Below are 25,097 nucleotides of genomic sequence, written 5' to 3' on the forward strand. Positions count from 1 at the left end.
CTTCCCGGCAGGTTAGATAAGGTCAAGAAGTTGGTAACTCGCCAAGGCTACTAATATTTTTTAAGGTTAAATTAGGACAAGCGCGTTTAATCAAGCCTGTCAGAACTTTACCTGGGCCAATTTCTACTACTTCTGAAATACCTTCTACTGGCAATTGTGCCATAATTTCTCGCCAACGGACAGAACCAGTAATTTGCTGGGAAAGACGCTGTTTAAGGACGCCTGCTTCTACTGCTGGTAATGGTTCAACATTTGATAGTACTGGCACTTTAGCATTTGCAAAGGTTACAGACTCCAGCACTTTCTCAAATTCAGCGGCTGCTGTTGCCATTAAGGGGGAGTGGAAAGCGCCGGATACGTTTAATTTAACAGCACGTTTTGTCTTTACTTGGGATAGCACCGTTTCTACTGCTTCTGGTGTGCCGGAAATCACAACTTGGGTAGAACTGTTATCGTTGGCTACGACTACATCGGCTGTTTGTTGGATTTTTTCTTCTAATTGTTTGCGATCGAATCCAATCAATGCGGCCATCATACCACCGGCGGCGCTATCCATCAATTGCGATCGCTCTTTTACCAAGCACAAACCGGCTTCAAAGTCAAACACTCCCGCCGCATAAAGAGCAACATATTCTCCCAAACTATGACCCGCAACTAAATCAGGTTGCTGTCCCCTTTCCCGCATCAAGTCAGCCAGAATACTTTCTACCACATACAAACAAGGCTGGGTATAAAGGGTGTGAGACAGTTTATCTTCCTTGCTTTGGCAAATTTCCACAACCGACCAGCCTAAAATCTGCTCTGCTTGTTCAAATTTAGCTTTAGCATTTGGGATTTCTAATAAATCGACTCCCATACCAATTGCTTGCGAACCTTGTCCCGGAAACACCCACGCCGTTTTAGTCATTTGTCTTTTGTCCTTTGTCCTTTGTCCTTTGTCATTTGTCCATAACAAATAACGGGATTATCAATTTAATACAAAATGGTTCTTTTGGCAACTGCTTGTTCATTGTTCATTGTTGATGGGAATGAACCATTACGAGTAAAAAATGTCAATCTTTTACCATGCAAAGTATAGATATTTTAATAATTATGCTAACTCAAGTTGCTAGTTACTTGTACTGTGGGTATGTTGTTGCGCTTTAGCGCTCTTATACCAACTTGGATAAGAGCGCTAAAGCGCAACAACATACCCAGAGTGCAAGTAACTAGCAACTTGAGTTATTAGTTCGAGTTGCTGGTCAAAAAGAGATGACAATCGCATCAGTTTTGCCCTGCAAACCTAGCTAATAATTCCTCACGGGATAAGTTAGATAATTGCAGTAGCAAAGGGGCAAACTCCTCCGGCGAAAGAGCCAACAATGGCTCAATTATTGCTGTCAGTTGTTCGTCTAACTCACCAAAACGAACGCGCAATAGATTTTCTATAACGCGGTGTTGCTGCTGGAGACCCTGCTGGAGACCCTGCTGGAGACCCTGTTGCTGTCCTTCCTGTCTTACCCGTTCTAGTTCTTGGTCAAAAAGAGGTGACAATCGCATAATTAACTCCCGATCTTCTGGCTCTGTATTTGAGGTAACTTGTAGGTCATATTTCAACCGATTGAGCAATGTTAAAGCATTGGTTCGGAATTGATTATCAGCTGGCATTGCCTCTATTTCATCAATAGCCAGTGCTTGAACTTTCCCCTTGCCGAGAATCCTCAGCCACAGCGTTTCTGGGGTGCGGGGCAACTGGTGGATGACGACTATTGCCGTCCTGAAATAGGAGGCCATAAAATAAATTCCTGGCAACCATCTGTCATTTAGTATAGCCCCAAATCCAGACAAAGTTGCTTCTGATTCCGTGGGAGTGAGAATCCACAATCTCGGTAAGGCTGATTCTTCAATTTCTGTATTCTTGCGCTTGGCTTCCCGGTAGTATTCCCGACGAACTTCTAATAATTTTGACAGGCAATCAAAGATTTCTTGGGAATTAGCTGGATTGCGAAATGGTTCAAAAATAGACGGGGTTGCTGCCAATCTTCCTAACAATCCTAAAGGTTCGGGATTCGGTGCTTGGGGACTTGGAGAAAACCAAACATCTATTTCTCTGACTTCGGCAGCAACGCGGCGGGGAGCTTGGACTGTTCCATAAGGAGTTAACAATTCTTCTAGGTAATCTTTGGCAAATTGGTCGTGAATAAATCGAGTCATGGTGAAGCCTTTAGCTCTTTTCAAACAAAGCGCGATAAACTGGTTCGCCTTTGGCTTCGGTGAAACGTTCGCGTTCCGTGGGGACTGGCAAAGGGTTTGTCGTCAGCCATTCGGATGAAGTTCTTTGAAAAGATGAGTGAGAATGGAAGCGATCGCACATTTCGATCGCTACTTGCTTAACATCAGACTGAATAAATACCCATCCTCCAGAAGCAAGATAAGTTGCCAACTCAGCCACCGTATCGGTTTGCACCACTCGTCGCTTCTGGTGACGCTTTTTAAACCAGGGGTCGGGAAATTGAATCGTGACTCGCTGCAATATTCCAGATGGAAAAGAACTTAACAGAGGACGCAGCGAATTGTTCGCGTTGCAAAACAGGTAGTGCAGATTCTGCAAAAGATGCTCGTCTCGCAGCTTATTTGCCTCCAGAACCAACGGTTCCCGAATTTCTAACCCCAAATAATTCCAATCGGGTTCCAACTGTGCCATGCTCAAGAGGAACTGTCCCTTAGCACAGCCAATATCCAAATGCAGTGGCAGGGTAAGATCGGCGTAAATCTGAGTCCAATCGGGAGGACTCGTGGGTGTCTGATACTTACTACTAAGAGGATTGACGTGCTGGCGAACTCTGACAGCTGCCAAAATTAATACTCCTTCTGAAAACGATTGACTACTTCGCGTTGAGGTCACATTGCCCAAGCATTAGTTATACTCGACGGGGATCGCTATTTTTTTGCGATTTTTAATGATATGAGCCTAAATTTCCGCTTTGCTGTGGTGAGTGACTTGCACATCGCCGTGCCTCACACCATCTGGGATAATCCAAGCAGGTTTCATCTGGTGGAAGTCAGTATACCAGCGCTGGAGATTGTTCTGAAGCATTTGGAACAACTCGACCTGGATTTTCTACTTTTGCCAGGAGACTTAACGCAGCATGGCGAACCGGATAATCATGCTTGGTTGCAGAAGCGCTTATCGCAACTGCCTTTTCCAGTGTACGTTGTGCCGGGGAATCACGATGTTCCCAGTTTGTACGCAACTGAAAAGGCGATCGCTATTTCAGATTTCCCTCGCTACTACCACAAGTTTGGTTACGACAATCAAGCACAAATCTATTACACTTGTCAAGTTTTGGCTGGGGTACGTCTGATCGGACTCAATTCTAACCAGTTCGACGAGGAAGGCAAACAAGTTGGGCGTTTAGATGATACTCAGATTGAGTGGCTGAGGGAGGTTCTAGCCGCATCGTCAGACGAACTTGTGCTGGTGATGATACATCACAATGTAGTAGAACATTTGCCCGGTCAGTCTCGCCACTCATTAGGGCGTCGATATATGTTGGAGAACGCGCCGAGTTTGCTGGAGATACTGCGATCGGCTAAAGTGCAGTTGGTATTTACCGGACACTTGCACGTTCAGGATATCGCTTACAAGCAAGGCATATACGACATTACCACGGGTTCTCTGGTCAGTTATCCTCATCCCTATCGGATTTTAAATTACCGTACCGACGAACTGGGGAGACGATCGTTGCAAATTGAGACGCATCGGATCGAATCGGTGCCAGATTGGCCTACTTTACCGCAGATATCGCGCCAGTGGATGGGCGATCGCAGCCATCCCTTCATGCTCAGACTGCTCACCGAACCACCTTTAAGTTTACCTCCCGCCACAGCAGAGGAACTCGTTCCCAGTCTGCGCTATTTCTGGGCGGATATTGCTGGTGGCGATGCTATGTTTGACTTCTCCCACTTCCCATCAAAAGCGCGTCGTTTCTTCGAGAGTTTTGGAGCTATTAGCAGTAACGGTACACCCGCCTTCATCGACAACAATACAACGCTGCTGCTTTAGCTTCTTTGTAGCGGTATATTTTAAAATAATCAAGATATGAATGCCAGCAGAACTTACCTCTTGTTCCTCTTTCTTATCTGCGTTTATCTGCGTTCATCTGTCTTCATCTGCGGTAAAAATTTAACTAACGATGACAACATAAAATTTCTGGATATCATATCATGTCCGGTGGCATCAGTTGCCTAAAAAATTCCCACTCTTATCTGTGTTAATCTGTGTTCATCTGTCTTCATCTGTGGTAAAAATTTAACCAACGATGACAACATAAAATTTACGGATATTACTCCTATACTACCGATGCTACCGGACAAGATATGATTTATCAATTACTAATGGATAATGGTAATTCCAGATTGTAAATCTCAAATTTTAAATTGAATTATTTCAATATTGTTCAATTTGAAATCTTAAATCTGAAATTACCAAAATTACGGTTGTCTGCAAATCCCAAATACAGAAGTATATCCGTGCAGGAAAGTGCTACCCGCCACCGGGCCGATTTCCCCATTGCAGAAAAAACCGCCCACGGGAATATCTTTCAGGTAGCGACGGAACAGCCGGGAGTCAAAATCAGGACAGCCGTAAAGTCCTTCCCCGCGTCCCATACAAGAGAACATCAAGGCACCCGCAGCAGCAGGATCGGAGGGCGTTTGCTTTTGATGACGCTTGAGCAGCATTTCCAGGTCTTCAGCGGAAGCGTGGGCGTCGCGCAGGTGAAATTGGATCCGCTGTCCGGGACGAACGCGATCGCCAATAGCGATCGCCCCAGCTCTGGGATCGACCCCCAGCAGACTGCGGATCAAGAAATCTCCCTGTTCCAAATCCTGCTTAAACTCATCCCGCGCCACCCCCACAAACAGCGCATTCTGCGCCAGCATCCGATCCTCCTCATTGAGAGTTTGGATTAAATCTCGCAGCGCTTCCAAAGGCTTCCGCGATTTTCCGCAAACAGCAAAATCCTCACTGGTTTGCTCCTCCAATTCCATCACAACATTGCGCTCTCCTTCCGTCACCCTATAAGGCTGACCTATAGGACGACATCCTTGAGCCACAATAGTTTCCAAAACAATATTGCCACTCAGAGCGACACCCACCGTACCTTCCCGGTGCAACCGATAGTTACAAAACAAGCCACTACTGCCGCCTACAGAAGTACCGCTAGCCAGTCCTCCCACCTTGATAGAGCCTGGATAAGCAAAATCCAGTCCCTGAACTAAGTCATTAATGCTAGAAGAGAAGGGATCTGCCAACAAAATGAACTGAGGTTGAGCTTGTGGCAGCACACCAATCAAATCCACCCACCCATCTGGGGCACTATCTAAATCCGGCAATGCTTCTGGAAGTATATGAAAGGCTCGCACGTTTACCCCCGGCAAGGACATCAAGCTCAGGCTCAACCCCGGTTCTCCCTCTACTTCCTGCACCTCTCCTTGTCGGTTTACGCCAATGACGCCGCCACCACCGCAACCAATTAACACCGGCACCGACAGTATCTCCTGCAATAAAGGCATCAGTCTGGTATACTCGCTTGAAAAAGCAGACGAAATAAACACCACAGCCAGATCTGCCGACGCCTGCAACGACAAACTAGCACGTTCTACAACTTCCTCTACAGCCGCTTCCAAAGAAGGACGGGTTGACAGAGCGTTTGCCCACTTTATGTGGTTGGTCATGGGTTTTACCATCGTCCTTAGTTTAATGTTGTTTTTAGTCTAGGGATTTTCGGCTTGAGCTTTTACCTTCCACAGCGATAGGACTTCCGCCATAGTCTTTGATTTGGCGGCGTTTCAGAACAGTTGTACAGTATTTTTCGCCTCTGAGCCAGAGATTCTGACTGCATCTGTTTTTGTGCTATTGGTTTTTTTGCCGTATTGATTTTGTTGTCTGGAACTCTTATGCTAAGCTGCTTTTCGATCGTAAGTGTAGAAATATGCTACACTTACTTTTGACTCAAAATCCAAGTAAATCCCCGATCTACCGCAATATTAGCGCTCGCAGGTTCTCAAAATACCAATTTTGCTCCTAAAACCCTCAAAGAATAACCTGCTAGAGCAGCTTTTACATAGGGTAAACGACATTTCCCCATGCCGAGAGTAATATTACCTACTCTAACTAGCGATCGCACCTTAAGAAGTGTTAAGGTATAAATACGACAAGCAATTGAGTGTAAACTCGGCCTGGGGAGCAATCAACGGTTAAATCTTAAAAAAAAACCTCAATACCGACTCCATAACTCGGCTGAGGGTATGAATAAAAGAAAAGCTCCGTTAAAAACCGGCCTCCCAGGTAAAATTTATCCGAAGCGACTAAAATAGCTTGAGTCGTGTTTCCTTCCCGCTATAAATAGAAGCGGTTTCCACACTTCCCACGAGGTCTTATGAGCAACATCCAAGCAAAAATCGAAGAAGAACTTATCCAGGCTCGTGAAGTCTGCGATATCAGCGGCGGCAACTCGAAAGAATGTGCTGCTGCTTGGGATGCCGTCGAAGAGCTGCAAGCAGAAGCTTCTCATCAACGCCAAAACAAACCCAAGACTTCTCTTGAGAAATATTGCGATGACAACCCCGATGCTGCTGAGTGTCGGCTGTACGAAGACTAGAATTTGTTAGTTCTACAGGTTTGTACCCCGTAATCTCCGTGTAGTGGGTAGTGGGAAAATAATCTCACTACCCACTACCTACTAAGCAGGTGGGCATAATTAAAGGTAAAACTGCCGCACCCTTAGAAACCCGGTTTCGGAGGAGAAACCGGGTTTCTGGGTGTTAAGTTTATTTACGCCCACCTACTACGAGTGTCGTTACTGTTCATTTTTCAGGACTAAAGCTGCTTGTCACACTTAAATAAGCTTGTAGCTTGTAGGCTGCGTAAGACTTTCGTTATGGATTGATACAATAAAGGTTTGTGCCTCTGACGCAGCCTACCATAATGTGTCAGTTGCGTAAGTTCTATTTTGATCGGATTCGCTTGATGTCAGCAATACAAAAGTTATGCAAGACCCCTGGTTTAAACCGCTAGTCTGGATGGACTACCGAGTAGCGGTATTGTTTACGGTTATTATGCCCTTGATTCTGCTAATTTGGGCTTTTGCCCAAAAAAGCGAAGCGATTCAACGCTTGTTAATTATTTACTGGCGAGTTGCTAGTTTGCTAGCAATCACAGTTTACCTGATGATTGATGCTATACCGATCGGCTTTGTATCGGGTTTGATAGCTCGCATCCTCATTCCTATTTCTTTGTGGTTTTGGGCTGATATCAACGAAGAGATAAACGACTTGCCGCAGCGCGAACTAAAGCTAGCCCTAACATCATGGCGTTGGGGAATAACGGTTTACAGTCTGCTGGGAGCAGTGCTAGAAATTCCTTTCCTCAGCTGTTCCGTTTCCTCTAAGCAAGCAGTGCTGGAAAACCCGTTTTGTAGGGTTTGGTTAGATGCGCCTTGGGGCTACAAGCAGATTTTTCATGCCAAGACTGGTGAGGCATTTTTGGGCTTTCTGGGGATCGTTGGATTGATAATTTATGTGGCTTCCTTGAGCTATTTTGTGATTTTTAGGTTAGGCAAACAGGGACGATCGGCAATCGAACAATAAACAGCCAAGAAAATTGCCAATTTAAGATTTCAAATTGCAAATTTGAAAAGAAAATTTCAATCTGAAATCTTAAATTTGAAATTAAAGTAACTAACAACTAATACCTTTATGACAGATTCTCTAGCACGGCGTCTGGAGCAATACACTTCAAGGCGTCCGCAGGAAGTCCTAATAGTAACAGCCCAAATCGCAGGCGAAGAAGACCAAGTGGCTATTTTTAAAGGATATTCCAGTTCTTTGATGCGTCCGACCGCTTTCGATCCAGATGTGACTGTATTGCCGGACGAGGCCAAGATTATCGCGATCGATCGCGTAGCAAGTCCTTATAATCCCGAATCTCCCCGTTACATACAACAAGGATTGACTTGGGAGACAATCCAACCCTTGTTGTCAGAGGTTGGGTAGACTCACATCTTCCAGATGACTCCATCAGGCTGAAAAAACAGGGTTTATCAACGAAAAATCGGCTCTTTCGGAGTTGCTATGCTTTTGTTCAATTAAGAACATTTTTATTTCTTTTCTCCTCTCCCCCTCTCTCACTCTGCTCAAATAGCATAGTAAATATGGAAGAGCCGCGTGATACGGGAAATTCTCTGTTGTCATCAGGGGTTAAATTTTTACCGCAGATGAAGAGAGATAAACGCAGATAAACGCAGATAAGAGAGGGATTTTTTGAGGCAATCGATGCGTAAGGACATGATATGAGGTAGGGGGAATTCCGGAAAGTGTTATCCTCCAGTGTAAGTAAGTGTGTTGTCTGGAGTGTTTGGAAAATATGGTTACAACCCCCATCGGGACTCAACTGTCTAGCGCTTCCTCTTCGCCATCGTCCGCTTCCGAATCTATCCTTATGGCAAAATCGCTCAATCTCAATCCTGCTTACAACCTAATTAATTTGCCCGCAACGCCTTTGTTTGGAACTGATGGGATTCGCGGCAGAGTGGGAGATTTGCTGAGTGCCGAATTAGCTCTACAAGTCGGTTTTTGGACTGGTCAAGTGTTGCGATCGCAGGCAGTAAGCTCTGAAGCCCCAGGGCCGATCGTTTTAGGCCAAGATACTAGAAACTCCAGCGATATGTTGGCAATGGCCCTAGCCGCTGGTCTTACTTCGGCTGGACTAGAGGTTTGGCAGTTGGGGATATGCCCTACTCCCTGCGTAGCTTACCTAACCAGTATTTTCCAGGCAGCAGGAGGAGTAATGATCTCGGCTAGCCACAACCCGCCAGAGGACAACGGGATTAAAATTTTCGGGCCAGGTGGTACGAAGCTGTCCAAAGAATTGCAAGCACAAATTGAGGCAGGACTTCGGGGACAGCAGATTGAGAGTTCTGTTGTGAGGGTTTCGGGAAGACACTACCATCGCCGTGAGTTGCTCAACGAGTATGCCCTGTCGCTTCAGAAACCGCTCTTGCCAGATATCGATCTGCGGGGAATGCGAATTGTGCTGGATCTGGCTTGGGGAGCGGCTGTGGGACTTGCGCCGAAGATTTTTGCCGAAATGGGAGCGGAGGTGATTTGCCTGCATGAGAGTCCTGATGGCGATCGCATTAATGTCAACTGCGGTTCGACTCATCTTGAGCCTCTCCAGCACGCGGTGAAGCAGCATCAAGCGGATATGGGATTTGCTTTTGATGGGGATGCCGACCGCGTACTGGCTGTGGACAGCCAAGGTCGCATCGTTGATGGCGATCGCATCCTCTATTTCTGGGGAAAAAGTTTGGCCTTGGGGCAACAATTGCCCAACAATACGATCGTGACTACCGTCATGGCTAACCTCGGTTTTGAACGAGCTTGGCAAAATTTCGGCGGTCAATTCCTGCGGACGCCAGTGGGCGACCAGTACGTTCATGCGGAAATGCTCCTCCACGGTGCTATGCTGGGTGGCGAGCAATCGGGACATATCCTCTGCCGTCATTACGCTGTAACTGGCGATGGTTTGTTAACGTCGTTGCATTTGGCCGCACTGGTAAAACGGATGAATGTTTCCTTATCCGAATTGGTGGATGGAAGTTTCCAGACTTACCCCCAGCTATTAAAGAATATTCGGGTGGAAGACCGCGATCGTCGTCTGGGTTGGAAAAACTGCGATGTTCTCACAAGCGCGATCGCACAAGCAGAAGCTGCAATGGGAGACTCCGGACGTATCCTCGTTCGCGCTTCTGGAACCGAACCCCTCATTCGCGTCATGGTGGAAGCCGTCAGCGCCGAACTCGCCGACCACTGGGCTGACAATCTAGTTCTAGCCGTTCAGCAATATCTGAATAGGGGCTAGGGGCTAGCCCCTTCCTACATAAGAGTTAACAAAGGGCCGCAGCCAACAGAGAAGCTTGTCTGCGGCGGTATTGGCTTTGGTTTTGTATAACAGCTTACTACTTTGTATAAAACGACACGAAACTCTTTAGCTTTTTAGCTCATATTTTTTACATAGGACTTACGAATTTAATTTTGCACCCACTACAGATGTAGGGGCAATTCATGAATTGCCCCTACATCTAGGGTGAAAAGCGCCAACAATCATGGTAAGTCCTGTTAAAGTGGCTGTACTGCACCTTGCCTTAGCAGCTATAGTGATCTCCCAATCAGAAATTTTCATAATTTTGATAATTTGTTGAACTCACATCTTGCCCCCGGTCAGAAACCAGGTTTGGAACAACTGCCCTTACCTGAAAGCCTATATTTTTGGTGGATAAACCCGATTTCTTCGGCCTTATTGGAGTTCCTAAAATCTAAAATCTAAAATCTAAAATGGTATTATCCGTGCTGCCTTTCACTTCTGAACTAAACGTGACTCAGATCGCTATCGCTAGAGAAATTAGTGCAGCAGTTGTCAATGTGAGCGGTCGTCAGCGGATGCTCTCTCAAAGGACGGCGCTGTTTTCCCTCAGACTGGTTTGCTCTCAAGATAAGGTTGAGCGGTCAGAATTGCGATCGCAGTTGTTAGTTGCGATCGATTTAATGGAAAAGTCGCATAATGGATTGATCGATGGCGATCCTGAGATGAAACTACCAGGAAACCCTTCTACGGTAGTAAAAGCGATGTACTTTGAACCACCGCTTAATTTAGACGGGCAGTTTCGGAAATTCATCGCCCAAGTCAGAGCCTTAGCGCAAGTTGAAGACAGCGATCTTACTCAGGATCATCCCCATCTGCTTTACATCCTGGACGCTGCTGACGGCGGACTGCTAGATGCTTTAGATGCGATCGTCAGTCAGTATCAGAAAGAAAGCGAAGCTGAGCAACTGGAGCTTGACATCAACCAGATCCAACTCTATAAGCAAAGTTGTGCCGCCACTGCCGCCGCCCAAGCGCAAGCTCAAGAACTGGAAAAAGCACTGCAAGACTTACAACAGGAACGGGCTAAGCTCATTCACACCGAAAGAATTTCCAGCCTCGGTCAACTGGTTGCTGGTGTTGCTCATGAAATCAACAACCCAATCAACTTTATTTACGGAAACTTGACTTACGCGAACAACTATGTAGAAGACCTACTCAAGCTGCTGCACCTTTATAAAAAGGAATATCCCAACCCCAGTCCTTCCATTGAAGACAAAATTACAGATATTGACCTGGATTTTCTGCTCCAAGATCTGCCTAAAGTTCTATCTTCTATGAAAATCGGTGCCGATCGCATCCGTCAGATTGTCATGTCGCTGCGGACTTTCTCTCGAATGGACGAAAAGGAAATGAAGCCAGTTGATATTCACGAGGGCATTGAGAGTACGCTGTTGATCTTGCACAGCCGTCTGAAAGGCAAAGGCTCTAGTCCTCAAATCAAAATAATCAAAGAGTACGGCGATTTACCGTTAGTGCAATGCCACGTCGGTCAACTCAATCAAGTATTAATGAATCTTCTCTCCAACGCAATTGACGCTCTGGAAATGGGGACTGGGGACTTTTCAATCCCAAATTCCAAATCCCAAATCCAAAATCCCCAGATTCTGATTCGCACTGAAGCGTTACACCCCGATTATATTAATGTGCGGATTGCCGATAACGGGCCGGGGATAACAGAGGAAGTAAAAGCGCGACTATTTGACCCTTTTTTCACTACCAAGCCGGTAGATAAAGGTACTGGGCTAGGATTGTCGATCAGCCATCAGATTGTAGTGGAAAAACATGGGGGGTCGCTCCGGTGCGTGTCCGAACCGGGACAGGGGACGGAGTTCTGGATTGAAATTCCGATCCGTCAAAAGTCATTAGTCATCTGTTAATGACTTTTGACCGAAAACCAAAAAGGTCAGAGAACTAATTAAACGTAAAACTGCTGCGTCCTTAGAAACCCGGTTTCTTGGAGAAACCGGGTTTCTGGGTGTTCAAAATCCAAAATCGATCGATCAATTGGCAATTTTGTAAATTTCGATTCAATTTCGTGATGCGATCCCAAATATTATATAAAGTTCAACGAAATTAAATTGAATTTTTTATAAAAAATTCAATTTAGTATAAAATAAAAATATGGTTGCCTAAAGTCAGAATTAAACGCATTAATAATTCCTGACTTAATAAAGTTTTGTAAAGGTTAAGTTTTTGAATCAAAAAGCTCAAAGCTTACACGCAACTAATCGTAAAAAAGGCTTTTTGGGCACGAAAAAGGATGTTTGTGAGGATAAATATGCTTGGATCTTTATCTTTTTTACCTCGGTTATCACCAGTGTTTTCATACAGCAATAAATTCGGATTAATCCAGATTCAAGACTCTCGTAAACGGAGCGCGGTGATGCGAAAAGTTATCGATCGCATCTGGAACTCTCTGGAGATGAAAGTGGGAGTGGCATCAGGGTCGCCCCTACTCCAGACAGCTGTGGATGAGGTTGCCAACTTACTGCATCTGGATCGTTGTAGTTTTTTGTGGTACTATCCTCACACACAAAGGGTTCAATTGGTTTACGAGCAGGTGCGAGGCGATCGAGAACCTATGCAATGGGCGTATGATGGGGTAGAAATGTTTCGATCGGCAGCAAGTGTCCTAGCCCAAGGGCAATTGGTAGTCAGCAGCGGCACCGAACCGACAACTGGAGCCTTTAGTGCTATTTCGCGATCGCTCACCCAATTGCCGATTTTCCAACATCAGAAAAACAAGCTTCAGCACAATAAAACAGGGGTTGTTTCTGGCGCAGAGATGCAGCCAGACATCGCCAAGCTATTAGTTCCAGTCTGTCGAAGTAGCGCCGAAGAAACATCTATACAGGAAAGTAGGATAGGACTGATGGCCTGTTTGCGCTCAAAGCCCCGCAATTGGTCGCCAGATGAAATAGAAATAGTGCAGTTAGTCGCCCAACAGCTCGATATCGGCATCAGCCAGACAAAACTTTACGATCAAAGCCAGAAACAGGCACAGCGAGAAAAACTGATTAACCAAATTACTAGCCAAACTCGCCAAAGCTTAGATATAGAAGCAATTTTAACTTCTGCGATCGCGCAACTGTTGGATGCCTTAGAAGTAGACCGCTGTCTAGTTCATTTGGTAGAAGACTGTCGCGAACAAGATCTGGGAAGTAAGGGAGAATGCCCTATTTCCTCGAAATCGGAAATTTTCTGGGAGACAGCCCATCGAGTCGCCTACCGACGCCAACATTTGTATGAAGTTTGTCGAGAACCATTTCCACCGACTATAGATGATTTCGATACCCACGGGCCGATTACCCAGTGGGTAATTAAATATCGTCAAACAGTTATCATCCCCGATATTACTCAAGACCCCCGCATTGGAGCCCAAAACGAAGAATACAAAAAAGCTCAGATAAACTCTTCTTTAGTTGTACCAGTGCAGGCTAATAACGTACTGCACGCCATTCTTTATCTAAACCAATGTGGCTACAATCGATATTGGTCTAAAAACGATCGAGAATTAGCCGAAGCGGTTGGCAATCAGCTAGCTATTTCGATCCAACAAGCTTGTCTCTATGCCCAAACTCGCGCTTCAATGGAACGGGAATCGCTCCTGCGGCTAATCAGCGATCAAATTCGCGGCACTCTAGATTTGAAAACGATCTTACAGACAGCGGTGCGCGAGGTGCAAAGTTTACTAAAAACAGACCGGGCAGCGATTTATCAATTTACTCAAGATTGGCAAGGTGAGGTGGTGGTAGAACAGACAACGGGCAAGTGCGTTTCTATTATGGGGGAAATGAGTCAAAATAGTTGTTTTTTCAGCAAGTCTGTCTACCCATACCTGGGAGAACGGGTACAGGCTATCAACGATGTATTTAATGCGGACTTAGATGATTGCCATATTGCTTTATTGCAGGAGTTGGAAGTGCGAGCTACGCTGGTTGTGCCTATACCTAAAACTGAAGAATTAGGAGAGTTAGTAAGTGAGAAAGAAAAAGAAAATCCACATCTAAATTCTCCTTCTCGTTCTGTCTGGGGATTGCTGATTGTCCACGAATGCGAAGGGCCTAGAGTTTGGCAGGCGTCTGAGGTTGAGTTGCTGCAACAGCTGGCAATTCAGGTGGCGATCGCAATTCAGCAAGCCGAACTGTACGAACAAGCCCGCACCAGCGCCACAGCTGCCCAAACCAAAGCTGAAGCCCTAGAAAAAGCTATATACGATCTCCAGCAGACTCAAGCACAATTAATTCAGACCGAAAAAATGTCCAGCCTCGGCCAGCTGGTGGCCGGTGTCGCCCATGAAATCAACAATCCGGTCAATTTTATCTACGGCAACTTGACCTACGCAAACAGATATACTCAAGACTTGCTAAAGCTAGTGAGTTTGTATCAGGAGTTATATTCCGAACCTGTCCCGGAAATCCTGGAGTGTGCTGACGACATTGACTTGGAATTTCTTATAGAAGATTTTCCCAAAATTTTGTCCTCGATGGAAGTAGGGGCCGATCGCATCCGTCAAATTGTCCTCTCTTTGCGGAATTTCTCGCGACTCGATCAAGCCGAAATGAAGCCAGTCGATATTCACGAAGGCATTGACAACACGCTGCTAATCTTGCAAAACCGCCTCAAAACCAACGGAGGACGTACCCAGGTTGAGATTATTAAAGAGTATGGCGACCTGCCTTTGGTGGAGTGCTACGCGGGACAGCTCAATCAAGTTTTTATGAACCTTTTGAGCAATGCGATCGATGCAGTCGAAGAGTTTGCAGTCAATGGAAACGCAACTGAGACTCCCCAGATTCGGATTCGCACCGAAATTTTGCAGCCCGACTATATCACGGTGCGGATTGCCGATAACGGGCCCGGAATGACAAATTCAGTGAGGACGCGACTGTTTGACGCTTTTTTCACCACCAAGCCGGTGGGACGCGGTACAGGACTGGGTTTGTCGATTAGCTATCAGATTGTGGTGGAAAAACACAAAGGGGCGTTCTGGTGCGAGTCAGAACCGGGAAAAGGAGCAGAGTTCTTTCTTGAGATTCCGCTGCGCCCATACGAGCGTGCCTAATTGTACTTGCTAAGTGCTTCGATCGCATCCCCCGTGGGGCGGATGTTGGATGTCGATCGCGCCTACAAAAAATCGGCTCGATGTTATACTGTTGGCGATCGGAGACTGAGTTTTTTTACGCTAGTAGGGATTTCGTAAGAGATCTTTCGGTTCTACCAACAAATTATCCTGGGAATGCTTAGCCCCAGAGCGTGCCCGTGCGAAGTCTCATAACATACTGAGTCGCATTTTATTGTGTTCCAAAACACCAATTGAGGGTGACTAGAATCACAACAAAAGTATGTTAACTTAGCAGATCTTTATTCCGATCGCAAAATATACTTGTTTATATTGCTTATTTGTCGAGTCGTTACACATTCGAGGTTAGCGGTTAACGGTTAACAGTGCCTAAACAAGCAATCTGTAGCACAGCGTGAAATTAAACTATAAAAAAGCAGAGTAAAGATAAAATCTGCCATACTTAGGCTGCCGGAAAAAATGACCCACAGCGATCGCTCACCAGAAGAACAGCGACAAAGCGATGAAACCTATCGCTTTATAATTAACCACATCAAAGAAGCGCTCTTCCAGACAGACGCCAGTGGATTCTGGACATTTCTCAATCCTGCTTGGACAGAAATTACCGGATTCACAGTTGCAGAAACACTCGGCAAAAGTATTCTAGATTACATTTATTATGATGACAAAAAACGGAATATAGAGATATTTCAGAGCCTAATTGAAGGCCAAAAAGAAAACTGCCGATATAAAATTCGATACATAACTAAAAATGGTGGCTTTCGTTGGATTGAAGTTTATGCGCGATTAACAGTCGATCGCAACGGTGCTATTATAGGCATATCCGGCTTTCTGAACGATATTACCTCTAGCAAACAAGTCGAAGATATCCTCACACAGCTTAACGCAAAATTAGAAATAAAAGTTCTAGAACGGACAGCGGAATTAAGGAAAGCCCTAGAGCAATTGCAGAGCGAGATTGCCGATCGTAACAAAGCAGAAAAAGAATTAGAAAAATCGCTTTCTCTCCAGCAAGCAGCACTGGAATCCACTGCTGATGGAATTTTTGTGGTTAACAAAAACAGAAAGATTGTCGGTTTTAATCAAAAATTTGTCCAAATGTGGCGTCTTCCTCAATCCATCCTAGCCTCTGAGGATGATGAAGAAGTAGTGTCGTTTGTCTTGCATCAGCTAAAAAATTCCGAAAAATTCCTCACCAAAGTAAATGAATTGTACGCCGATCCTGAAACAGAATCTTGGGACATTTTGGAATTTAAAGATGGGAGAATTTTTGAGCGCTATTCTCAGCCTCAGCGCGTTGGAGAACAAGTCGTTGGCAGAGTTTGGAGCTTTCGGGATATCACCGAGCGTCGGATGGCAGAACAAACAATTCGCTATCAAGCTTTACACGACCTTTTAACAGATTTGCCCAACCGGATACTGTTCAACGAGCGGCTATCTGCGGCATTGTCAAATGCCGCAGATAGCCAAGGAATGCTCGCTGTGATGTTTTTAGATTTAGATCGTTTTAAGACAATCAACGATACACTAGGTCACGTTTTTGGCGATCAGTTGTTACAAATAGTTGCTGAACGACTCACCAATTGTCTGTGGCAGCACGATACCGTTGCTCGTTGGGGAGGGGATGAATTCACCCTGCTGCTGCCCCAAATCAGTTGTGTAGAAGATGCTGGTAGGATCGCCAAAATAATTTTAGATGCTCTTAAGCAGCCTTTTAATATAGAAGGGCACCAACTTTATATCAGTAGCAGTATTGGCATTGCTTTCTATCCTTATGATGGCGAAGATGCCGAAACACTTATAAGAAACGCAGACGTGGCCCTATATCGTGCTAAGGAACAGGGTCGCAATAATTACCAGTTTTACAAAGCGGCGATGAACTCCGAAGCTTCCGAGTTGTTGATACTAGAAAACAAGCTGCACCAAGCTTTAGAAAGGGGAGAATTTGTCGTCTACTACCAACCTCAAGTTAATACTACCACTGGCAAAATTACCGAAATGGAGGCTTTAGTACGTTGGCAGCATCCTGACTTGGGGCTGATTTCTCCAGCAAAATTTATTCCGTTAGCTGAGGAAAACGGACTGATCCTACCCATCGGCGAATGGGTGCTGCGAACTGCCTGCGCCCAAAATAAAGTTTGGCAGGATGCGGGTTTCCCATCGTTATGCGTAGCGGTTAACCTTTCTGCCCGCCAGTTTCAACAACCCAATCTCGTGGAAATGGTGGCGCGAGTTTTGTCAGAAACAGGGCTCTTGCCCTGCTTTTTGGAGTTGGAAATTACTGAAAGCATTGCTATGCAAAATTTAGATTTTACTAGGGCAATCCTGAAAGACTTGCACAGTATGGGTGTCTCCATTTCTATGGATGATTTTGGCACGGGATATTCTTCGCTGAGCTATCTCAAAAAGTTCCCGCTTGATAAGCTAAAAATTGACCAATCTTTTGTGAGGGAATTGACAACTGACCCGAATGATGCAGCTATTATTAGTGCGATCGCAGCTTTGGGAAAAGTATTGAATCTCAAGATGGTGGCAGAAGGGGTGGAAACAGAAGAGCAAAGAGATTTTTTACAAAGTATCCAATGCGAATATATGCAGGGTTATTTGTTCAGTCGGCCTCTATCGGCTAAGGATGCAACCCAAATTCTGCAAAAGTCTTGGCCGATTACAGTCAAAACTTCTGCCAGCTATTGTTCTGTTTGTCCCAATAAGGGAGCTAAGCTGTCACACATCTAAGGCAGAGGGGCTAGGGGAATTTTAGATTTTAGATTTTAGATTTTATTTCAATTCTTTAATCTTTCATCTAAAATTTCAAATCCTCCCCCACTCTCTATACCAAATCCGGTTGGAAAGCCCCCTTTTTCTGCCTCAATGTTTTTCCTTCTCTTACTCCCCCAGTCCCCCACTCCCCCACTCCCCCCTCCCTCGAAGAATAACCGGGGTAATCGAAGCGGATTTGGTATTAAGGGAGGTTCTGCCTCCAAAACCTCGCTCCCAGGTTGAACCTGGGAGCGAGAAAAATTTTTTTTGTTTTCACCAGTTTTTCACATTTATTTCCTAAATTAAAAAAAGTCATAAATATTCAGGGAATAGATTGTTATGCAAGTCCAGCTTTATCTGGTTCCTCACACCATTTCGGAACTTTTCGTTAAAGTCAGTAAGTCTGGAAAAATGACGGCGATCGAGTATTACAAGCTGTTGGCTACACTGGCAGAGAATTCACTCAACGAAGATGACAATCGCTCTATCAAAAGACTGCTTCACGCCGTGCGTAGAGGATGGGTGCAAGTTGTAGGTATAGATGCGCCTGTTGAGAACTAATGGCTGTTTCGGAGTTGTGATGCTTTTGTTCATAGAAGAACATTTTTATTGATTTTCTCCTCTGCCCCTCTGCCCCTCTGCCATAGCATAGTAAGCAGGGAAGAGCCGTTAATTATATTGTGACGGCTTAGTTTCAATGACGGCTTCGGCTTGGTGAACGAGCGATCGCAATTTTTCCACCATAGGATGCTCAACTCCTTGCCACAAACCGCGCTGATGCGCTTCTAACAACCTTTCCGCCATATCTCGCAGAGCCCAAGGATTTTTTTCTTGGATAAATGCCTGCACGGATGGCTCAAACAGATACGCCTCTGCCACTCCCCGATACATAAAATCTTCCACACAGTTAGCAGTGGCATCGTAAGCAAATAAATAATCCACCGTCGCCGCCATTTCAAACGCACCTTTGTAACCGTGGCGCATCACTCCAGCTATCCACTTGGGATTCACCACGCGAGAACGGTATACCCGTGCAATTTCCGATCGCAATTGTCTCACTTTCGGATTTTCTGGCATAGAATTATCGCCAAAATAAGTTTGGGGATTCTTTCCAGTTAAGGCACGAACTGCTGCCGTCAAACCACCTTGAAATTGATAATAATCATCAGAATCCAGTAAATCGTGTTCGCGGTTATCTTGATTGTGCAACACAATTTGCATCTGTTGTAAGCGCTGCTCAAATGCTTCTGGTGCTGCTTGTCCTTCCTTTTTCGCACTATAAGCGTAACTGCTCCAATTGATATAAGCACGCGCTAAATCTCGGTCATCTGTCCAGTTTTGGGCTTCAATTAAACCTTGAATCCCAGCACCGTAGGCACCGGGTTTAGAGCCAAAAATGCGGTAGCTCGATCGCACTTCTGCCTGTTCCTGACTCAACCCAGATGAAAGCCAAAATTGCGTTTCTTGCTTTACTTGCGCCGCCAAAGGATTTTGTTCTGGCGGTTCATCCAATGCCGCCACAGCTGAAGAGGCGCGATCGAATAAATCGATTAAATTAGGAAAAGCATCGCGGAAAAAACCCGAAATTCGCAGCGTCACATCCACACGCGGGCGTCCCAAAACCGAAACTGGTAAAATCTCAAAATCCACCACCCGTCGCGAAGGGCCATCCCACATCGGTCGCACTCCCAGCAAAGCCAACGCCTGCGCCAAATCATCACCGCCAGTTCGCATTGTGGAAGTTCCCCATACAGATAAGCCCAGTGTTTTTGGATACTCGCCATTCTCCTGGGTATATAGCTCTATCAATGTTTCAGCCGCTTTACGTCCGACATCCCAAGCCGTCTCCGTAGGGATATTGCGTATATCTACTGAGTAGAAATTGCGGCCTGTAGGCAACACCTCCGGGCGTCCCCGCGTCGGAGCCCCAGATGGGCCACTGGGTACAAAGCGACCATCTAAACCTCGCAACAGTTGGGTAATTTCTTGTTGAGTTTGTTGGAGTGCAGGCAACAAATGAGTGCGTATCCAATCTAACTCGCGTTTAGTCAATTGTCCGTTGTCATTTGGAAGTTGTCCGTTAACATTTGCTATCAGTTGCTCTACTAATTCAGCTGCGTATTCTTCCAATACTTCAACTACATCACCAACAGTGCGACAATCTTTGTCATTGACAAATGACGAATGTACGGGCGAAGCATTTGTGTAGATCATCTTTGACTGAGCATCTAAATTTTTCGACACAAATGCTTCGCCCCTACTAACTAATGACAAATCTGCCGTTAAAGGATCGAAATCCAAACCCCAATCTTTAGCAATAGCACGAGTTAAACCAAGACGATTCGTACCCGGATGACGAGCTATAGCTACAATCAAATCCCTTAGCTGTCGCCCCTGCGGACACTGCCCAAAAATATGCAATCCATCGCGAATTTGAGCTTCTTTCAATTCGCACAGATAACCATCAATTGAATTCAAAACTGACAAATCCAAATTTCCCACATAATATTCTCTATTTTGACTTGTGATTTTTGACTTTTGACTTACTTCTAAATCTTGATGTAGATTTTCTTGCAATATCAATTTAGCGATGCGATCGCCTATCATCGATAACCGCGACGGATCTAAACTTTGAGCCTCATAATATTCATCAATTAAAGCCTCCAGTTGTTGCAAAGGGCCATAAAGTTCAGCCCTTGTCATCGGTGGAGTCAGGTGATCGATAATAACTGCTTGAGCGCGACGTTTAGCTTGAGAACCTTCACCCGGATCGTTAACAATAAAAGGATAAAAATGGGGCATGGCCCCTAAAGCAACTTCCGGGTAACAATTGCTGGATAAAGCCACACTTTTACCTGGTAGCCATTCCAAATTCCCATGCTTGCCCACATGAACAATCGCATCAGCATTAAAATGTTGCCGCACCCAATAATAGAAAGCCAAATAAGCATGAGTAGGTTCTAAATCGGGGGCATGATAATTCAAGCTTGGGTCAATATCATAACCGCGACTTGGTTGAATACCCACAAACACATTACCAAATTGAATACCTGAAATGGCTAGAGGGGCAGAGGGGCAGAGGGGCAGAGGGGCAGAGGGGCAGAGGGGCAGAGGGGTAGAGGAGAAGGATTCTTCATTTCTTTCTTGCACAAGAGTTCCCCAGCGATCGCATATCCCTTTTTGAACCTCTGACGGCAAAGTTGCAAAATACTCTTTATATTGCTCTAAAGATAGATGCTGTCGATGCGATCGCAATTCGCGCCCTTCAGGATCGTTCGTCACCCCAGCAGTTAAAATCTCAATCAATTCATCACCAGTTTCAGGTATATTTTCAACCTGATAACCAGCTTGCTGCAAAGCCTTAAGAATTTCCACACAACTAGCTGGAGTATCCAAACCAACGCCATTAGCAAGACGCCCATCGCGGTTAGGATAATTAGCTAAAATCAGAGCAATTCGACGATCGGAAACTGGAGTTTGGCGCAGACGCACCCAGCTAAAAGCTAAATCGGCAACGAAAGCAATCCGGTCTAATCTAGGTTCATATACCACCAAATCTGTTTCCAGTTCAGAATGTCGAGATTGCACCGCCTTAAAAGAAACTGCCCTACAAATAATTCGCCCATCAACTTCCGGTAATGCCACATTCATCGCCATATCTCTCGGAGAAAGACCTTTGAACCCAGATTCCCAATCTTCGACAGTACCGCCGCTGAGAATTACCTGCAACACAGGCACATCTAAAGTGCTGAGTGCTGAGTGCTGAGTGCTGAGTAGAGAGTCAGTTTCAGCGTAAAAAGTAGTTTTGGCAATTGAAAAGCTGGTAGTGTTAAGTAAAAGTTGTACAGGTTCTGCATCTTTGGGCTGGAAATATTCCAATATATCTGCTTGTACATCAGGATCTCGCAAAGAAGAGACAAATATCGGCACTGGTTGTAATTTGCGATCGGCTAAAGCTTGACAAATCGCATCAATTACAGTTGTATTTCCAGCCAAGTAATGAGCGCGATAAAATAAAAGTCCAACTTTAGGGATATCTAATTGGAAAAAATCTTCCCCAGTCCCTATTTCCTTTTGACTTTTGACTTTTCTAGTCCCTCCTCGCCAGGGATAAAATCCGACACGGGGAACTTCTTGTGGTGGTGGTGGATTATAAATTTGCCCCAAACACACATCGGCCACAAATTTGAGGGCGTTGACAAAATTTTCTCCGCCGCCTTCGGTGAAGTAGCGCCATAGCTGATTAACGACTGTCAGCGAAACATTTGAGTGACTGATTAAATCTGGATCTGGGCTAGAGTCCCCTGGTATGACAATCAGCGATCCCTGGGATTTTTGCACAGTCTCCCGCGCCACTTCCAACCCATAAGACCAGTAGGAACGCCCTCCCAGCAACCGTATAATGATTACCTGCGCCTGAGACAGCACCTGTTCTGCATAAGTATCAATACTTAGCTGTTGCTGTAATTGCAAGAGATTGACAACCCTAATCTTCGGGAATCCGTTTGGGAGTTTGCCAACTGCCGCCCCTAGCGTTTGGATGTCTGTATCGGCAGCAGTAAGAAAAACGATCGGAGCGGGTGTCTGCTCCACAAAAATGACACCTTCTTCCTGAAAATTCCACCCTCCGGGGGTTGCAGCTAAGCGATGCACGATATTATCCTCATAAGTTACAGTCTTTTCCAGAGCTTCCGCAGCTTTAGCAAAACTAAAGATTTAAGTCTTGCCTGAGATCTGGCTTTACCTTTGATAATTAAGAAGACAACCGAAATAATTGATCCTCTGCCAAAAATTTTAGTTAGTAAAGCATTTAACTTTTGTAGATAAACCCCTTAAATGGTCAGTTACCAAAAATCAATTTTAAGCCGATGTTTGCCCCTTGCAACTTTTGAGCAGCTGCGAAAGTTGTTGCAACAGATGGCTCAAAGGGTTGGGGAAGATACCTCCCTCAATTCTGACCAAACTGTCGCAAGAGAAGGAAAAGATATTACCCTATTTTTGACCGAAGATGTAGTGTCTTCTGTGGAAATTATCCAGGAAACACAGTCAGAAAGGTTCGCGGTGTTAGTTTCAAGGCGGTTTAGTGCCCTGGTGTTGGGAAAAGCCTTGGAGTCAGATTTTCTCACGCAAAACTCCCTAAAGGTGGAGTTGACCTTCGAGCCAGGAGCGATCGCCGCCTTTTTGGCCCAACTTAGCAATTTACTGAAAAACAATCGTTTTCTCTGCCAAAGTCTGCAAACAGCAAGCCAAGCCCTTGAACCCAACGACCCCACCCTTCAAAGTGAATTCACCCTCTCTTTGCTGGAAATGCTTTCCTCTGATAGCGAGACACCAGAAACGCTCTACCCCTATGTTTCTGTTTGTCAACCCGTGCATGAGGCTCTTAGCCAACAGATCGAACAAGAGCGACTCCTCAATCAGGTGACAACCCAAATCCGCCAGAGTCTAGAGTTACCCGTCATTCTGAAAACTGCTGTCGAGCAGGTAAGGTCTTTTTTGCAAGCCGATCGGTTAGTAATATATCAATTTAACTTTAATTCGACAGCAGAGGAGCAAAACGGCTGTGTAATACCTCCTGTTGCCCAAGAATACGACGCTTATGAAGTAAACAAAAACGCAGATTTACCCTCTGCGTTTCTAGATCCCTCCTCATACTGCGGTCGTATTACCTACGAAGGTAGGGCTGACGATACCATACCCTCAGTGGTGAATTTTAGTGAGCAGGGGCACTGCTTTATGTATGTACCCAACTGTCGGGAGAAATATCGCAAAGGCTTCGCCCAAGCGGTGGAAGATGTAGAAACTGCCTACGTCTTTTCTCCCTGCTTGTTGGATTTAATGCGAAGCACTCAGGTTCGAGCGAAGTTGGTTGTGCCAATTGTGATCCAAGACCAGCTGTGGGGGCTGCTCATTGCCCATCAATGCTTCCAGCCGCGCCAATGGCAGGATAATGAAAAAAACTTTCTGCGGGATATTGCCGAACACTTAGCTCTAGCAATTTACCAAGCCGAACTTTACGCCGAAGTCCAACAGCAAAAACAAACGCTAGAACAACGGGTGATCGATCGCACTCAAGAACTCCACGATGCCATGCTAGCAGCACAGTCAGCCAGCCGAGTCAAGGGTGAATTTCTCTCCACCATGAGCCACGAATTGCGGACTCCCCTCACCTGCGTCATCGGGTTGTCTGCCACTCTGTTGCGTTGGTCATTTGGCCAGCTGAGTCAGAAACAGCGCGATTACCTGCAAACCATCCACGACAATGGAGAACACCTATTAGAGTTAATCAACGATATTCTAGATCTGTCTGAGCTGGAAGCGGGTAAAACCGTTTTAAATATCAGCGAATTTTCTTTGTGTCAACTTGCTCAAGAAAGCTTACAAATTCTGAGAGAAAAAGCCCAACAACGCGGCGTTGAACTAGCAATAAATCTGCGAATTAACGCCGTTCGCGATCGCTTTTTGGCTGATGATAAACGAGTTAGGCAGATTCTTTTTAATCTCTTGAGCAATGGCATCAAATTTACCCCTTCTGGCGGACGAATTATTCTGCGAGTTTGGTTAGAAAACAACACGGCGGTATTTCAGGTAGAAGACACTGGCATCGGCATTTCCGAAGAGCAGTTACCTCTACTTTTTCAGAAATTTCAACAGTTGGATACTTCTTACCACCGCCAATACGAAGGAACTGGGCTGGGTTTAGCTTTAACAAAACAACTGGTAGAATTGCATCGAGGCAGGATCGAAGTCGAATCTACAGTCGATGTGGGATCGATTTTTACCGTCTGGTTGCCTCTACCGCCTTCAGCACCAGTTGTCAGCGACGCGCAAATACCGGGAAGTAGCGATATTCCTGAAGGGCGCATTGTTTTGATTGAAAACGATGAAGAAACAGCTACCCTCATCTGCGATATTCTTACAGCCGCAGGTTATCAGATGGTGTGGATTGTAGAAGGCAGTACGGCTCTCATGCAAATTGAGATCTTGCAACCCTTAGTCGCGCTCGTGGAGATTAATTTATCAGGAATGAATGGGTATGAAGTCATTCGCGAACTGCGTAATTCCCCGGCAGTGCCAAACCTCAAAATTATCGCTATAGCAGCTACAGAAACGGCTGAAAATAATTTGTACGGTTTGACAGCAGAACCAGATGATTATCTGCCAAAACCCTTTCAACCAGAACAGTTATTGCAGAAGATTGCTAACTTCGTCATCGCTCAGTAGGAAATTCGCGTTTTTTTATCTGCGTTTATCTGCGTTCATCCTTCTTTATCTGCGGTAAAAATT

General features: G+C 45.3%; 15 protein-coding genes. 10 read left to right on the plus strand and 5 right to left on the minus strand.

Features of this window, described 5'->3' with window-relative positions; all coding sequences use genetic code 11:
* Nucleotides 1–22 precede the first annotated feature (22 nt).
* The 3 genes from fabD to trmB all read right to left on the minus strand — a co-directional run bounded on the left by fabD (nt 23) and on the right by trmB (nt 2,836).
* Nucleotides 23–907 (minus strand): ACP S-malonyltransferase, encoded by an 885-nt coding sequence (gene fabD / locus LAY41_RS18090; protein WP_249100967.1) that lies wholly within the window; start codon nt 905–907, stop codon nt 23–25.
* 356 nt (nt 908–1,263) lie between these two features.
* Nucleotides 1,264–2,193: a hypothetical protein gene (locus LAY41_RS18095; RefSeq protein ID WP_249100970.1), complete on the minus strand. Its 930-nt coding sequence runs from the start codon at nt 2,191–2,193 to the stop codon at nt 1,264–1,266.
* A gap of 10 nt (nt 2,194–2,203) precedes the next feature.
* Nucleotides 2,204–2,836, minus strand: coding sequence for a tRNA (guanosine(46)-N7)-methyltransferase TrmB (gene trmB / locus LAY41_RS18100; RefSeq protein ID WP_249100973.1), 633 nt, complete (start codon nt 2,834–2,836; stop codon nt 2,204–2,206).
* 108 nt (nt 2,837–2,944) lie between these two features.
* Between trmB and LAY41_RS18105 the strand changes: the two genes are divergently transcribed.
* Complete coding sequence (locus LAY41_RS18105; RefSeq protein WP_249100976.1) at nt 2,945–4,045, plus strand: metallophosphoesterase family protein; 1,101 nt, start codon at nt 2,945–2,947, stop codon at nt 4,043–4,045.
* 428 nt (nt 4,046–4,473) lie between these two features.
* Here the strand turns inward: LAY41_RS18105 and LAY41_RS18110 are convergent, their stop codons facing one another.
* Nucleotides 4,474–5,718, minus strand: a complete 1,245-nt coding sequence (locus LAY41_RS18110; protein WP_249100979.1) for an FIST signal transduction protein — start codon at nt 5,716–5,718, stop codon at nt 4,474–4,476.
* A gap of 704 nt (nt 5,719–6,422) precedes the next feature.
* On the opposite strand from LAY41_RS18110, the gene LAY41_RS18115 reads away from it, so the two are divergent.
* From LAY41_RS18115 to LAY41_RS18150, 8 genes are all read left to right on the plus strand, one after another.
* On the plus strand, nt 6,423–6,644 hold the full coding sequence (locus tag LAY41_RS18115) for a Calvin cycle protein CP12 (RefSeq protein WP_249100982.1): 222 nt from the start codon (nt 6,423–6,425) through the stop codon (nt 6,642–6,644).
* 388 nt (nt 6,645–7,032) lie between these two features.
* A complete protein-coding gene (locus LAY41_RS18120; RefSeq protein WP_249100985.1) occupies nt 7,033–7,632 on the plus strand; it encodes a DUF3177 family protein in 600 nt (199 codons plus the stop codon).
* Between the two features lie 108 nt (nt 7,633–7,740).
* Nucleotides 7,741–8,037 (plus strand): DUF7734 family protein, encoded by a 297-nt coding sequence (locus tag LAY41_RS18125; protein ID WP_249100988.1) that lies wholly within the window; start codon nt 7,741–7,743, stop codon nt 8,035–8,037.
* Between the two features lie 370 nt (nt 8,038–8,407).
* Complete coding sequence (glmM, locus tag LAY41_RS18130) at nt 8,408–9,904, plus strand: phosphoglucosamine mutase (protein ID WP_420840329.1); 1,497 nt, start codon at nt 8,408–8,410, stop codon at nt 9,902–9,904.
* A 473-nt stretch (nt 9,905–10,377) separates the two neighbouring features.
* A complete protein-coding gene (locus LAY41_RS18135; protein WP_249100994.1) occupies nt 10,378–11,844 on the plus strand; it encodes an ATP-binding protein in 1,467 nt (488 codons plus the stop codon).
* 401 nt (nt 11,845–12,245) lie between these two features.
* Nucleotides 12,246–15,032 (plus strand): GAF domain-containing protein, encoded by a 2,787-nt coding sequence (locus tag LAY41_RS18140; protein WP_249100997.1) that lies wholly within the window; start codon nt 12,246–12,248, stop codon nt 15,030–15,032.
* A 477-nt stretch (nt 15,033–15,509) separates the two neighbouring features.
* Nucleotides 15,510–17,786, plus strand: a complete 2,277-nt coding sequence (locus LAY41_RS18145) for an EAL domain-containing protein (RefSeq protein WP_249100999.1) — start codon at nt 15,510–15,512, stop codon at nt 17,784–17,786.
* 363 nt (nt 17,787–18,149) lie between these two features.
* The gene (locus LAY41_RS18150) at nt 18,150–18,371 is read left to right on the plus strand and encodes a hypothetical protein (protein ID WP_249101002.1); all 222 of its coding nucleotides are present in this window, start codon (nt 18,150–18,152) and stop codon (nt 18,369–18,371) included.
* A gap of 108 nt (nt 18,372–18,479) precedes the next feature.
* Here LAY41_RS18150 and cobN read toward each other — a convergent pair whose 3' ends face one another.
* Entirely contained in the window at nt 18,480–22,463 is a 3,984-nt protein-coding gene (cobN, locus tag LAY41_RS18155; RefSeq protein ID WP_249101005.1) for a cobaltochelatase subunit CobN, read from the minus strand.
* Nucleotides 22,464–22,646: 183 nt separating this feature from the next.
* On the opposite strand from cobN, the gene LAY41_RS18160 reads away from it, so the two are divergent.
* Nucleotides 22,647–25,034 (plus strand): hybrid sensor histidine kinase/response regulator, encoded by a 2,388-nt coding sequence (locus LAY41_RS18160; protein ID WP_249101008.1) that lies wholly within the window; start codon nt 22,647–22,649, stop codon nt 25,032–25,034.
* The last annotated feature ends 63 nt before the right edge of the window (nt 25,035–25,097 follow it).

Origin of the sequence: Argonema galeatum A003/A1 (assembly GCF_023333595.1) — a bacterium.
In the GTDB taxonomy this organism is placed as follows: Bacteria; Cyanobacteriota; Cyanobacteriia; order Cyanobacteriales; family Aerosakkonemataceae; genus Argonema; species Argonema galeatum.